Raw genomic sequence first — 14,536 nt, 5'->3', positions numbered from 1 at the left:
GCGGCTACCGCTATGCTTGGCCCTGCTCGCGGCAAGCGTCGCGCAGGCCGACTCCGGAACGCTACAGGTCCGCGTCGAGGGCGCCGTGCAGCGGCCGGCCGAGTATCAGGTTCCGACCGGGACTCGCCTGGCTGACGTCCTGCTGGCCGCGATGCCGACCGAGGCGGCCTACACCTCCGGCGCCGCATTGCTGCGCCCATCCGCGCTCGACGCACAAACCCGACTCAAGGCAGGCGTGCTGCACGACCTGCAAGCCGTGCAGGCGGCTGCCGACGTGCCGCCCTCCACAGCCGCCACCGCCGCACGACTGGAGGCCGAACTGATCGCGCTTCCGGTCACGGGACGCCTCAACAACGAACTCGACGCCCGTGTCGCCGAGGTACGGCCCGAGGCCAACCTCGTCCTGCAGCCCGGCGACCGGATCACGTATCCCACCCGCCCCGCGGACGTGCGCGTGACGGGCGCGGTCGTCGTCCCCTGCACCCTGCCGCACGCGCCGCTGCGCGATGCCGTCGACTACCTGCGCGACTGCCCGACCGCAGGCGCTGACCGCGACCTGCTGTTCGCCGTGCAGCCCGATGGCACGGTCCAGATGCTCGGCATCGCCGCCTGGAACCGCAGCCCCAAGCAGGCGCTCGCCCCGGGCGCGACGCTCTACGTGCCGCTGCCCGAACGCGACCTGCGCCGCGCCGGCGCGCCGGACCTCAACCGCGAATTCGCGTCGTTCCTGGCGACCCAACCGATCGCCTCCTTGCCCGCCCACGCGTCGGACACCTCGAATACGGACCCCGCACCATGACCGCCCGCTGTCGCCGCCGCCCCGCCCACTTGGCACCGGGGCTGCTGGCCCTGGCGATCGCCGGGAGCCTGCATGCGCAGGAGTCGGCGCATAACCTGATCACCCAAAGCGACTGGGGTGGCGCCGGGCTGCTGCAGACCCCGACCGCACGGATGGAGGCCGAGGGGCAGTTCAGCCTGAGCGCCAGCTACACCGCGCCGTATGCGCGCTACAACCTGTCGATGCAGCCGTTTCCCTGGCTTGAAGGGACATTCCGCTACATCAACATCAACACGGTGCGCTACGGCGCGCCGTCGCTCAGTGGAGACCAGCATTACAAGGACAAGTCGATCGACCTCAAAGTGCGCCTTTGGCAGGAGAGTCGATATCTGCCGGAAGTCGCGCTGGGCTTTCGTGACCTTGGCGGTACCGGCCTCTTTTCCAGCGAGTACCTGGTGGCAAGCAAGCGCTTCGGCACTATCGATGCCAGTCTTGGCGTTGCAACAGGCTACATGGGAAATCGAGGCGACTTCGCCAACCCACTTCGCTTGATCGACGACCGCTTCGAAACCCGCCCAGGCCTGGGAACTCCGGGCGACGTCGGAGCCGAATCCATCTTTCGTGGTCCAGTCGGAGTTTTCGGTGGATTGACGTGGCAGACGCCTCTCGACCAGTTGCTGCTCAAGGTCGAATTCGACGGAAACGACTACAAGAACGAAGCAAGGCCCCGCGCCACCCCAATCGAGATTGAGCAGAGCTCACCGATCAACGTCGGCCTGGTCTACCGCCCGAGCCCGAATCTGCAGCTGACGGCAGGCCTGGAGCGCGGCAACACTGCCGTGATCGGCTTGACGCTGACGACCAACTTGGCCACGACACGCAGCAACGCCCCGATCATGGATCGTCCGGTGGTGCCGCTCCGTCGCCAAGCCGATGCTGGGGGCAGCGCCCAAGCATCGACCATGCGGGCGGCCTCCAACCTCGACGAAGCGACCGGCGCGACGCCCGACTGGGCCGGCATCGCCGCCGACCTCAACCAGGAAGCCGGCATCCGCGTCTCGCACATCACGCGCCGCGAGCACGAGGTCATCGTCCACGGGAGCCACAACCGCTATTTCTACCCGGCCCAGGGCATCGGCCGCGGCGCCCGCGTGCTCGACAACGCACTTGGCGATGACGTGACGTGGTTCACCTTCGCGCATGAGCGCGCCGGCACGCCTATTGCCGAGACCAGCGTGGAACGGCAGGCGTTCGTCGACTACGTCGACCGGCGGATCGACCTGCCCGCCTTCGCCCGCAAGGTGGAACTCGCGCCGCCCGCGCAGCAGCGCCGCGAAGAGGTCTACGAAGCACCGTTCCGCCGCCTGCGTGGCAGCATCGCGCCCGGCTACAAGCAGATCCTGGGCGGCCCCGACGGCTTCATCCTGTACCAGCTCTCGGCCGACTTCAGCGGCAGCTACTGGTTCTCGCGCAACACGTGGCTGTCGGGCATGGTCAGCGTGGACATCGCCAACAACTTCGACAAGTACCGCTATGACGCGCCGACGCGCCTGCCGCGCGTGCGCACCTGGCAACGGCAGTACATGACCACGTCCGATGTGACCGTCCCCAACCTGCAACTGACGACCGTGCACCAACTGGGGCGCGACTGGTACGGCATGGCCTATGCCGGCTACCTGGAGTCGATGTACGGCGGCGTCGGCGGCGAAGTCCTGTATCGCCCGTTCGGCGAGCAGTGGGCGCTTGGCATGGACGTCAATCAGGTGCGACAGCGGAATTTCGACCAACATGCCGGCTTCCGCGACTATGAGACCACCACCGGCCACATTACCGGCTACTACACCTTTGGGCGCACGCGCCGGCTGCAGGCCAACGTCAGCGTCGGCAAGTACCTGGCCGGCGACATCGGCACGACGGTCAACCTCACCCGCCGATTCGACAACGGCGTGACCATGGGCGCGTACGCCACCAAGACCAACATCTCCTCGCGCACCTTCGGCGAAGGCAGCTTCGACAAGGGCATTTACTTCTCGATCCCGATGGACTTCGTGTTGCCCCGCCCCAGCCGCGCGCGCGCAGAGATCATGTGGCAACCCCTGTTCCGCGACGGCGGCGCCAAGCTGTTCCGGGCCTACAGCCTGTACCCGATGACGGGTGAGCGGAGCGGCGAGCTGCTGTTCGACAACCTGGAATGGATCGACCGCTGATCTGAATGCGTCGCTCCCTCAACGAAACGGCTATCGTATTCAGCCTGGCCTCGAAGGAGATGAGGGGCGTCTTCACGGGACGCAACGTCGCGATGACATACATTCCCAGGTCTGCCAAAAGGCAATTTCGGACAAGATTTGTCACTTATTGCCGCGCAGTAGCAAATTTTTGTTGCGCCGCCGCACCATCTATGAGAAATTTCTCACAGGTGGTGATCCTGTGTGAGATTGGCAGGCGTATCCACCGCCCGAAGGCACGACCGCGGCGCCTGGCCGCGAGTGGAATATTGAGCACCGCACACAGGGTGAAGCCGGGGGTGCCCCCAGGGAGGGGCCCGGTCCGGCTCTGTGCTCGATGAAGGAGTCGAGCATGTTCTTCGCACCCAGCCGGCCGCAGGCCGAAGGGGACTGGCGCATCGCCAGCAAGCTGACAGCCCTGCTGTCCTGGGGGGTGCGCGCGCTGGACCTGGTGGTTCTGTTGACCGCCGGCCTGGTGGCGTACTGGCTGCGGTTCGACACCGTTGCCATGCCGCTCGATTACGTACGCAACTTGGCGCGCGTGCTGTTGTTCGCGGTTCTGGTGCTCAACGGCTCCACCCTCTACCACAGCTGGCGCGGACGCGGCCTCGTCCGCGAAGGCAGCCAGTTGCTGGCGCTGTGGACGCTGGTGTTCGCTGCCAGCATCCTCTACACCGTTGCATTCAAGCTCAGCGACGATTTCTCGCGGTTGTGGTGGGCTACCTGGTTCGCCCTGACGGTTGCAGCCACCGGGGCACTACGCGTCGGCGTCCGTAGCCTGGCTGACCGGCTGCGCGCACGCGGCGTCGATCGCCGGACTGCGGTGATCGTGGGCGGCGGCCGGGACGCGCGGCGTCTGGCGGACCAACTCCTGGCCCAGCCCTGGCTCGGCCTGCAGGTACGCGGTTGGTTCGCGCCGTCGGCCTCCCGACAGCGGCTCGATGGGCTGCCCCTGCTCGGCAGTGTGGACGCGCTGGAGCAATACGTGCGGCGCCTGCGCATCGATCAGGTGTGGATCGCGCTGCCGATGAGTGCCGAATCCGAGATCCAGGATGTGCTGTATCGCCTCCGGCACTCGACCGCCGACATCAAGCTGGTCCCCGACCTGTTCGGCATGCAGATGCTGAACCACTCGGTGGAGCAGGTGGCCGGCGTGCCGATCATCAACCTGCGCAGCAGTCCTCTGCGCGGCGATGCGTACGTGCTGAAAGCTGTCGAAGACTATGTCCTGGCCTTTCTGATCCTGCTGCTGATTTCGCCGCTGATGCTGACCATCGCACTCGGCGTGAAGCTCTCATCGCCCGGGCCGGTCTTCTTCCGCCAACGCCGGCACGGCCTGCATGGTCGAGAGATCAAGGTCTTGAAGTTCCGCAGCATGCGCGTCCATGCCGAAGCCTCAGGCAAGGTGACCCAGGCCCGGAAAGGCGATCCGCGCGTGACCCCCCTCGGCGCATTTCTGCGCCGCACCAGCCTGGATGAGTTGCCGCAGTTCATCAATGTGCTACTGGGCGACATGTCCATCGTCGGGCCGAGGCCGCATGCCATCGCCCACAACCATGAGTTCATGGACCAAGTGGACGACTATATGCAGCGCCACCGCGTCAAGCCCGGCATCACCGGCTGGGCGCAGGTCAACGGCCTGCGCGGCGAAACCGACACCCTCGATAAAATGGCCCGCCGCGTCGAACACGACCTGTACTACCTGCAGAATTGGTCGCTGGCCTTTGATTTGAGAATCATCGTGATGACCATCTTCAAAGGCTTCATCGGCCGCAACGCCTACTGATCTCTTCCCGTCCGCGCGGTTTCGTCGCTTCTTCCCCGCCCGCGGCCGCTCCTTGCCCGCCTGCGCATCCCCTTCCCCCGACCGCGGGGGAAGTCGGCCCAAAGGGCCGGATGGGGGCGCTCCACGCGCTTCTCCGCTCCCTTTCCAACTTCAATCGCCCAATTAGCCCTTCCGCCCATGAAAATCGCCATCGCCGGCACCGGCTACGTCGGCCTGTCCAATGCCCTCCTCCTGGCACAACACCACACCGTGGTCGCCCTGGACATCGACGCCGCCAAGGTCGAGATGCTCAACCGCCGCGAGTCGCCGCTGGACGACGCCGAGATCCGCGACTATCTGGCGAAGTCGGAATTGGACTTCACGGCGACCACCGACCCCCAGCAGGCGTACACGGACGCGGACTACGTGGTGATCGCCACCCCGACCGACTACGACACGACCTCGAACTACTTCAACACCAGCTCGGTCGAAAGCGTCATCACCCAGGTACAGCAGATCAACCCCACCGCGGTTATGGTGGTCAAATCCACCGTACCGGTCGGCTTCACCGCGAAGGCCCGCGCCCAGTTCGGCACCGACAACATCCTGTTCTCGCCCGAGTTCCTGCGCGAGGGCCGCGCCCTGTACGACAACCTGCACCCCAGCCGGATCATCGTTGGTGAACGATCCGAGCGTGCCACCGTCTTCGCCCGTCTGCTGCAGGAAGGTGCAATCAGGCAGGACGTGCCGGTGCTGTTCACCGATGCGACCGAGGCCGAGGCGATCAAGCTATTCGCAAACACCTACCTCGCGATGCGGGTGGCGTACTTCAACGAGTTGGATACCTACGCCTGCACGCATGGCCTGGACACCCGCCAGATCATCGAAGGCGTGAGCCTGGATTCCCGCATCGGCAGCCACTACAACAACCCTTCGTTCGGTTATGGCGGCTATTGCCTGCCGAAAGACACCAAGCAGCTGCTCGCCAACTACAGCGACGTGCCCCAGAACCTGATCCACGCGATCGTGGAAGCCAACCGGACTCGGAAGGACTTCATCGCCGAGGAAATTCTCCGCAGAAATCCCAAGGTAGTCGGCATCTACAGACTCGCAATGAAAGCAGGTTCCGACAATTTCCGGGCATCAAGCATCCAGGGGGTAATGAAACGCATAAAAGCGCGCGGGGTCGAGGTTATCGTCTATGAGCCTGGACTTCAGGGATTGTTCTTCAACTCCAAGGTTATAGAGAGCCTAGAAAATTTCAAAAGCAGCTCAGACATCATTGTTGCGAATCGCCTCCATCATGACCTAGAAGATGTTCGACCGAAGATCTTTAGCAGAGATCTCTACGGCGGAGATTGATCCGCGCCATAGCTCTCCAATCAAAGCTGTCGGAGTATATCGTTGGGCGTTCTCAGTAATACGCGCTGGGTGGGGCTTTCCCAAGGTACGAAGATCGGCGCACAGGTCGTCGGCATGGTCGTGCTTGCACGCCTATTGTCTCCCAAAGAATACGGCATTATGGCCATGGCAGCCGTCGTGACCAATCTCGCCATCGTCTTTCGCGACATGGGGTCCTCTGCGGCGATCATTCAAAAGCAAGAACTCAGCCAGGAAGTCAAGACAGCGGTGTTTTGGTTCAACATCGCAGTCGGCCTACTAATTTCCTTGATTGTTTTAGCGACAGCGCCCCTGATGGCGGGCTTATTTAGCACGCAAGAGCTAACACCTGTCTTAATGCTGCTAGCGTTGGCGTTTCCCCTCTCTAGTTCCTCCGCAGTACATCAGGCACTACTCGAGCGAAACTCAAGCTTCAAAACCGTTGCCAGGATCGAGATATCGTCAATCGCCACCGGCCTTGTAATTGCCCTGGGCATGGCCGCCACAGGCTTCGGTGTATATAGCCTCGTTGCACAGACGCTGATTACCGTAGGCTTGACATCACTTCAGCTATGGCATGCGTCGCACTGGAGGCCCGCCAGCTTACGCAAATGCTCCTGGTCAGAACTTAGGTCGATCCTCGGCTTCAGCTCGCACCTGGTCGGATTCAATGTCGTCAACTACTTGGCTCGAAACTCGGACAACATTGTCGTGGGACGATACTTCGGGCAAGACGTGCTTGGTGCCTATGCCCTTGCGTACCGAGTTATGTTGTTTCCCTTGCAAAGCCTTACATTCGTGGTGTCCCGCTCTCTCTATCCAGTCCTATCGCGGCAACAGAATCAGCGCCCAGAAATGCGCCGCACATATCTGACTGTTGTAACCGTGGTAGCGACACTCGTTGCCCCGATGATGGGAGGCATGCTCGTTCTTCGTGAAAGCTTCATTCAAGTATTTCTTGGGGATGGCTGGGAGCTCAGCTCCCAGCTTTTGTTCTGGCTAGCGCCAACAGGTTTCATACAGTCATTACTTAGCACTACGGGAGTGGTCTTCATGGCCACAGGCGCAACTCGCACGCTGCTCGTTCTAGGAATTGTAGGCGCAATCCTCCAGATCGGTGCATTCGTGCTAGGTGCAAACTATGGGGTCCTACCCATGGCGAAACTTTACCTTGTTGCCAATGTCCTGAACGCTATACCCGTTATGGCTCTATGCATGAGGCAACTCGAGGGTAGCTGGTTAGATCTCTTGAAACCAACACTGATACCCATTGCAAGCGCGATCTCGATGATCGTCGCCCTCGTTGCCCTCGACGATCTTCTAAGTCGATCCGGTGATTACGGAAAGGTGAGCATCGGCGCCCTAGTTGGCGCCCTTGTCTACGGAACGACTTACCTGATGATCGGACGTCGCCAAGCAGCAGCACTGACCTCACTGGCCAGGAACAGGAAGCGAACGCCTAACAAGGCGGAAGATTAAGCGATGAGCACAGTCACTTGCATTACAGTCACCTATGGACAGCGACGCGCGATGCTCGAAGAGGTCATTCAAGCGCTGATTTCACAGAGCATCGACCACATCGTAGTAGTCGACAACGGCGCGACGTGGCCTGTCAAAAGCACTCTTGAGCGAGCCTACGCTGGCCTAGTTACTGTTCTCGAGATGACGAGAAACCTAGGATCCGCTGCAGGCTATGCGGCGGGCTTGCGCCATGCAGAAACGCTCGATAGCGACTTCGTACTACTTCTCGACGACGATAACAAGCCTGAGCAAGATTGCCTCAGCCGCTTGAAATCCACTTTCCTCCAGATCGAGAGCACCAGTGACGGACCGCTCGCTGTATTGGCGTTCCGACCGGAGCATCAGACGGAAATCACTGAGGGAGAAAATCAACGCCTAGGGCCGCGCATTAACAGCTTTCGAGGATTCCATATCATCGATATCCCAAAAAAGCTGCTCGGTCGAGTCATCACGAAGCCCGCTCCCGATAAACTCCCGGAGCGGGTGATGATGGAAATTGCGCCTTACAGCGGACTCTTTTTCAGAAAGGACCTTATTTTTCAGATCGGCACGCCCCGCGCGGATTTTGTCCTTTACGCGGACGACAGCGAGTTTACTTACCGCATAAACGCGTCTGGCGGCCAGATAGTCTTAGTGACCAGCGCAAAAGTAAAGGATCTGGAATCATCCTGGAACACGAGAGGAAGTACCCGCGCCAGTTCATTCAGCATAATACTGAACCAGGGTAGCGACCTGCGAGCATATTATGGAACGCGCAACGGCGTTTACTTTGGCTACCACTGCAGGCCGAAGAGCCGCGTTCTTTCATGGATAAATAGAGCAATCTACTTGGCTCTCCTTAGACTCCACGCGATGCGAACCGGAAGAGTCGATCGATACAGGCTTGTTCGGCAAGCCGTCAAAGATGGACTGAACAAACAACTGGGCGAGCACCGCGATTTTCCACTCAGGTGATCACCTACGCCAGCAGAGATGTAGAGGGAGCTATAGCAATGAATATTCTTCTGGTCGGCACTTCCGGCCACAATCTCGGGGACGACGCGCTTGCGTCCGTTCTCGTAGAGCAATTGCGGTCACTTATTCCCGACAGCAAGGTAACGGTAACTTCAGTTAATCCAGGCAGGCTCCAGCCACTTGGAGTCGATGAGTTGTCGATGGATAGAAAGTCGCCCAAAGGCTGGATTGCAATTATTCAAGCCATTCGACGGAGCGACGTCATATTGCTCGGCGGCGGTACGCTCATACAGGATGCGTTAGGAATCAGCGTGTTTCGGGGCATGATTCCTTATATCTGGCAGGTCACCGCCATTGCAAAGCTTCTCGGCAAGCCGATAGCGACCGTTCCCATTGGAGTAGATGAACTGAGCTCATCCCGTGCACCTGCTCTCGCCAAGCATATCTTCAATCGCTGCAGCACGGTTCTCCTCAGAGATCAGAAGTCCTTGACCATTGCGCAATCATTGGTGCCTGGGAACGAAAGCAAGTTCGTGCTCTCGTCGGACCCCGTCTTTTTCCTTAGTGGAGAACCTCTGGACGAACCTCGTGATCGATCCATCGTCATCTCGTATGTGAAAGAGAAGCGGAGCCAAGACACCGCCGTTGCTGACGTGGTTGCCCTTGTTGAGGGTGTAAGAAGACAATGGCCGGACCACCGAGTCATCCTTCTTTCAATGGATACTCGCGAACAAGACGAATTGGGGGTTTATCGAGCAGCTGCGGCTAAGATCGGCACCGACAATGTGGAAGTGTTGAGTCCAAACGATTATCGGACCGCCGTTAAGATAATTCGACGCAGTTCCCTTGTGATTGCCATGAGACTGCATGCAATGATCATAGCGCTGGGATATACCCCGCTGGTCGGAATCAGCAGAGCAACGAAGACCGACACGCTCATTCGGGAGTCTGGCATCTACGGAATCAGCATTTCGGAGTTTAGCGCGACTCGGATACTGGAGAAAGCGTTGCTGGCAATCTCAGATCAGGGACGCATCTCTATGCAGAAGCAATATGTGGATGGCGCTGCAGAGAGATTTACATCAACAATGATGTTGCTGAAGAGCAAGCTCCTTCAGGCAGCGGATATTAATTGAATGAAAATCCTCATGGTTGCCACGAACTACGAGGCGCCAGTAGGTGGCGGTGGGCAGAAGTCACTCAAGGTGCTCGTCGACGCATTGATAGCTGCCGGGCACGAAGTTGTCATAGCCGCTCTTGCCCACGAAGCTGTCGGGACACATCTTGTCGATGGGGCCACGGTGCACTACCTCCCGGCCCGCAATGTGTACCGCCCCACCGATGCTGTCGCAAGAAGCGTGTTGCCTCGCATGGCATACCATGCGCTCGATGTCTACAACCCATTGTCGGCGCGGGATGTTCGCCAAGTCATTAAGAACGAAAATCCTGACGTCGTCCATACGCACGTCCTGACTGGATTTTCGGTTTCCGCATGGTCCGCGTCTAAAGCGCTAGGCGTTCCGGTAGTCCATACCATTCGTGATCAATATCTCCTTTGCGCTAGATCGACACTTTTTCGGAATGGGCGCCATTGCAGCAGCCTGTGTGCGGAATGCGCAATCTTCAGATGGCGCCATCGTGATTGGTCAATGCACGTTGACGCTGTGATAGGCGTGAGCCGATACGTGCTGGATGAGCACTGCAAACGCGGGTACTTCGAACAAGCAAAGATCAAACAGGTAATTTACAACGCCCGAGATGCCAAATCTCTCGGCTGCTCGAATGCCAAGACAATCGAACCAAGGAAGGCGCAGCGATTTGGCTTCATAGGATCACTCACACCCAGCAAAGGCATAGAGCTCCTTATTAGTTCGTTTCTCTCACTCGATCGTAGTGATGTAGAGCTTCTCATCGCTGGAACAGGTGATGGAGTTTACGACGAGGCCCTACGCCAGCGATATCAATCGGAACGCATTCATTTCCTAGGCAGAGTGCGACAGCGCGATTTTTTCCCAGAAGTTGACGTCGTCGTTGTCCCCTCTCTTTGGAATGAGCCTCTAGGTATGGTCGTCGCTGAAGCTTTTGCTTTTGGTAGACCCGTGATAGGCGCTAGCAGAGGAGGAATCAGTGAAATGATAGAGCATGGACACAACGGATTAGTTTTCGATCCTGATACGCCTAACGAGCTGCGAGACCGACTAAGTCAGATTCTTAGCTATGGACAATTAAACGTCATTTCAGATAATGCGCGCGAGTCGGCAAAGCCTTTTCTAAATATGACGTCATATGCGGGTGCGCATACCCAGATCTACAGTAAACTTTACACATCGCCTACGAAGCGCCAGCTTCGCCAAGAATGATCTATTGCCGGAGCGAGACCTATTATTTTACGGCCAAGATAATTTTTACCTCGTCACCACACGCCAAGCAATCTAAGAATAGCTACCACGCCCCTCGCTCCTCTAGCAGGAGATATTTAAGATGCGCATACCGTTTCGATCGAACTCAGTAAATCCAGTCTCGCCCTTTGGGCTATCTCTAATATCGCTGACCTTCTTCCTTTCGTGCATATCAATCCCACCCCAGAGCTATAGGTCTGTAATGGGTGAGCGCAGCGATATGTTTTTAGATCCACTGACTTTAGTATTTTTTATTACCTGCGTTGTTAGCTTCCTATTAGGTTCCATTTCGCTGTCGCCGCGCCGTCAAATTGTTCGGAGCTCGCCCCATCCCGCCCTCAGCAGAACTAAAATAGCCGCACCTTTAATTCTTGCCGTAGGGTTGAACCTGCTTTCGATAACGATCTTCTTGAAATCTAATCCGAGCTTTCTTACAGGGTGGCTTGAGGATGCTTACACCGCCAAAAAAGAGCTGGACGTCGCCGGAGGATTAACAGAAGCGCTACCTTTACTCTATGCGATATGCTGCTGGGCCCTTTGGCGGCTGCTCGAACGAGAAGATTTTAACGGCAGGCCAGATTATGTCTTGAGAGCCCTGATTGGCATCGGCATGCTGGTTGCAACCTTCACCGCGGTCGCCAAGGTTGCTCGATACGATCTTATGCCCGGCATTTCCGGCTTCTTCATTACCTACTTCATCTTTAAGACAAATAATGGATCAAAGCCTTTTTTATCCTATCTACTTTCTCTTGGGAGATTTGCCGTAGTCATAGTTTCCGCGTTCCTACTTTTCTCCTGGCTACGAGGTGGAGATGAGCGATCTGCACTATTTCAAGACTTGATGGGCTACACAGGGGCTTCTTATAATAGACTCGCTGCGCTTCTAAATGGAGATATTACGTTTCCACATGCGGGATCAGGAACTTACGCCTTCAGGTTTCTATCGCATATACCGTTTATTCATAGATGGATAGATCTTGGTGACATCTTTGGGATACCTCAGTCATCCGATGTCTGGGCATCTGAGTTCGGCGCGGTGCATCAAGCAGGATTGGATGGACGCTATATTTGGGTCTCTGCTTTCGGCTACGTTTTCTCGGACCTTGGGTTTCTAGTTTTCCCTTACTTTTTTGCGATTGGAGTTATCGCCAAATTTTCCTGGAGAAGCATCCGCTCTGGGAACACGTTCGGCTTATTTCTCTATCCCTGGATGGCATTTTCTGTTCTTTTTTGGTTCGGAAGCCACTACTTTGTTTATTCCAGAGTCCTGACTCTTCTCGGGGGGGCAATTGTCATCTTCCTCTATGAGGCCGTTGTTCGAGGCAGACTAAGACTTAGATGAATTAGCTAGCTGACCTTTTCAAGACGGAATATTATCTTCATGAATCTCATAGCGAATTACTCAATGATCGGCCGAAATCCCACAGGGCTGGGAGCATACGCAAACACTTGCCTAGGGATTTCAGAGATCTTCGATTGCACCTTCATTACTTCTGAATCTAAGATTGCGAGTTCGGCGAAGATCATAAAGTCTCCTTCCGGCATAGAGATCGGGAATGGGAAGCTTGCTGCATTGAAGCGCCAGATATGGAGCCGCAAGATCCGTTTTAGTGAAGATCACCTGGTCTACAGCCCAACTCACCACGGACTTCCTAGACAAACAGACCAGATCATAACTATTCATGATCTTATCTCTCTTAGATTTCCGGAGCAGCATGTAGCGCAGTACTTCTACTTCAAGTACGGAGTCCCACGCCTTCTTCAACGTTGCGCAGCTGTTTTCACAGTATCCGAGGCGACGCGCCAAGACATTTTCGAAGCGTATCATTATCCGCTGAGCAAGATCTATGTAGTCCCGAACTCGGTGGACGTTGATAGATTCAGGCCTGGAAATGTCGAAACTCTGGACCCATATCTCTTGATGGTCGGCGCGCGATATCCCCACAAGAATGTAGAGGAGGTTATTTCCTTCCATGAACTATGGAAGGATCGCTACCGCCTTGTAGTGACATCATGTAGCGGCAGCCATCGAAAGCATCTGACACGCCAAATCGAGCGCTTGGGGTTGGAGTCCAAGGTCACGTTCACTGATTATCTCGACGAGAACGATCTAATTGATCTTTACCGAGGCTGCAGCGCATTGGTCTATCCCTCGAAGTGGGAAGGATTTGGCATTCCGCCGTTAGAAGCGCTTGCTTGCGGCCGCCCTGTTATTGCCTCCGATATACCGGCACATCGTGAGGTTCTCTCCGAGAGCGGTATTTTCGTAGAGCTTGGTCAGGAGACCTCCTGGCGCCGTGCGCTATCCGCCATCCAGAACGCCGATATCGTCGCATCGAAGATTGAAGCGGGCGCAAATAGACTAGCCTATTACACGAAGCGTAATGCGCTGGATGCACTAGAAAGGGCCCTGCTTAGCGTCGCACCTTCCCTGGAACGACGCAGTTCATAGCTACTTCTTCTGCAGGAGACTCAGATAGTATCGAATCGAATCCTTGATATGTATCCGGATAACTTTGCTTTTGAATATTGCGAGCACGCCCCCCTCACTCGCGCGCACCCCATCGGCTTCGACTTGCAACGCCGGTATAAAGTACGACTTTAGCCCATTCCGGTTGCAGCGGTGTCCGTATTCGGTATCGGCCATGAACACAAAATACCGCTCGTCGAAGCCGCCTTGCCGGCTCCAGACTTGACGCGGGACGGCCAGAAAAGAGGACTGGAGCCAGTCCACCTCTAATGGCTTACCGTCTGGATTGAATTCGCACGCATAGCTTTTCATGTACTTCCTAACACTCTCCCTGAGAAGAGGCCGCAGGATCGGAATCCTCTTCCCAATGACAGCTAAAGGAGTTGGGAACCGACGAGCCACTGCCTCGAAGCTACCGTCCGGATTCCTTTGAGAAACCCCCACACACCCTACGGCGCCTAGCTCCATTAATTCTTCCGACAGCCTTAAGAAAAGCGAGCGATCCTGTATTTCGATATCTGGATTCAGGAAGACGATCAGGTCCCAAACCCCTTGCTGCCCAGCATTGCACCCCTTGCTGTATCCAACATTTTCGGGATACTCCTTGATCTCCAGGCTTAAGCTCCAATCACCTCTTTCGATAGTGTCCTTGAGCGTTGGGTCCGGGGAGTTATCTGCAATGAAAACGCTAACGGGCTTTAGCTCCTGAACCTCTAGCTGGCGCAGGAGGCTTATGACAGATTTATCTTTTTTGTAATTTACGATGACGACTTTGTACTTCATTATCTTGAACTTCCTGCTTTTCTTGCGCCCAACTGTCTTCAGACAAAGGTAAAATACTAATCTTGACGGTTTCAGATCAACTTTATTTCTTTCATTAATGGCATATCGAGGTGCAAATTGGCAACTTGGCTCGTCACCGGCGGCGCCGGCTTCATCGGCGGTAATTTCGTGCTCGAGGCGGTCCGCCTGGGCGTGCGCGTGGTCAACCTCGATGCGTTGACCTACGCGGGCAACCTGCAGACCCTGGCCTCGCTGGAAGGC

Annotated in this window: 12 protein-coding genes; 11 read left to right on the top strand and 1 reads right to left on the bottom strand. The window is 57.0% G+C overall.

The genetic code is table 11. The features are described from left to right. Positions 1–16 precede the first annotated feature (16 nt). The 10 genes from ABE488_RS12410 to ABE488_RS12365 all read left to right on the top strand — a co-directional run bounded on the left by ABE488_RS12410 (position 17) and on the right by ABE488_RS12365 (position 13,474). Positions 17–799 (top strand): capsule biosynthesis GfcC family protein, encoded by a 783-nt coding sequence (locus tag ABE488_RS12410; protein WP_346448629.1) that lies wholly within the window; start codon positions 17–19, stop codon positions 797–799. Then, a complete protein-coding gene (locus ABE488_RS12405; protein WP_346448627.1) occupies positions 796–2,985 on the top strand; it encodes a YjbH domain-containing protein in 2,190 nt (729 codons plus the stop codon). Before ABE488_RS12410 ends, ABE488_RS12405 begins: the two co-directional genes overlap by 4 nt. Positions 2,986–3,355: 370 nt before the next feature. Then, the gene (locus ABE488_RS12400; RefSeq protein WP_346448625.1) at positions 3,356–4,789 is read left to right on the top strand and encodes an undecaprenyl-phosphate glucose phosphotransferase; all 1,434 of its coding nucleotides are present in this window, start codon (positions 3,356–3,358) and stop codon (positions 4,787–4,789) included. Positions 4,790–4,966: 177 nt separating this feature from the next. After that, entirely contained in the window at positions 4,967–6,130 is a 1,164-nt protein-coding gene (locus tag ABE488_RS12395) for a nucleotide sugar dehydrogenase (RefSeq protein ID WP_346448623.1), read from the top strand. A 42-nt stretch (positions 6,131–6,172) separates the two neighbouring features. Then, positions 6,173–7,627 (top strand): lipopolysaccharide biosynthesis protein, encoded by a 1,455-nt coding sequence (locus ABE488_RS12390; protein ID WP_346448621.1) that lies wholly within the window; start codon positions 6,173–6,175, stop codon positions 7,625–7,627. Between the two features lie 3 nt (positions 7,628–7,630). Next, positions 7,631–8,623 (top strand): glycosyltransferase, encoded by a 993-nt coding sequence (locus ABE488_RS12385; protein WP_346448619.1) that lies wholly within the window; start codon positions 7,631–7,633, stop codon positions 8,621–8,623. A 38-nt stretch (positions 8,624–8,661) separates the two neighbouring features. After that, the gene (locus ABE488_RS12380; protein ID WP_346448617.1) at positions 8,662–9,759 is read left to right on the top strand and encodes a polysaccharide pyruvyl transferase family protein; all 1,098 of its coding nucleotides are present in this window, start codon (positions 8,662–8,664) and stop codon (positions 9,757–9,759) included. Further along, positions 9,760–10,983 carry a glycosyltransferase family 4 protein gene (locus ABE488_RS12375; RefSeq protein ID WP_346448615.1) on the top strand — a complete coding sequence of 408 codons (1,224 nt, stop codon included), beginning with the start codon at positions 9,760–9,762 and terminating at the stop codon, positions 10,981–10,983. 241 nt (positions 10,984–11,224) lie between these two features. Beyond that, a complete protein-coding gene (locus ABE488_RS12370; RefSeq protein ID WP_346448613.1) occupies positions 11,225–12,364 on the top strand; it encodes a hypothetical protein in 1,140 nt (379 codons plus the stop codon). A 39-nt stretch (positions 12,365–12,403) separates the two neighbouring features. After that, the gene (locus ABE488_RS12365) at positions 12,404–13,474 is read left to right on the top strand and encodes a glycosyltransferase family 1 protein (protein ID WP_346448611.1); all 1,071 of its coding nucleotides are present in this window, start codon (positions 12,404–12,406) and stop codon (positions 13,472–13,474) included. On the opposite strand, the gene ABE488_RS12360 is transcribed toward ABE488_RS12365, so the two are convergent. After that, positions 13,475–14,275, bottom strand: a complete 801-nt coding sequence (locus ABE488_RS12360) for a hypothetical protein (protein ID WP_346448609.1) — start codon at positions 14,273–14,275, stop codon at positions 13,475–13,477. Positions 14,276–14,392: 117 nt separating this feature from the next. Between ABE488_RS12360 and ABE488_RS12355 the strand changes: the two genes are divergently transcribed. After that, positions 14,393–14,536, top strand: a 144-nt coding sequence (locus ABE488_RS12355) for an NAD-dependent epimerase/dehydratase family protein (RefSeq protein WP_346448699.1), incomplete at its 3' end; no start/stop codon positions are given.

Source organism: Luteimonas sp. TWI662 (genome assembly GCF_039673825.1).
Lineage (GTDB): Bacteria > Pseudomonadota > Gammaproteobacteria > Xanthomonadales > Xanthomonadaceae > Luteimonas.
This window is presented reverse-complemented; position numbering and strand designations above follow the sequence as displayed.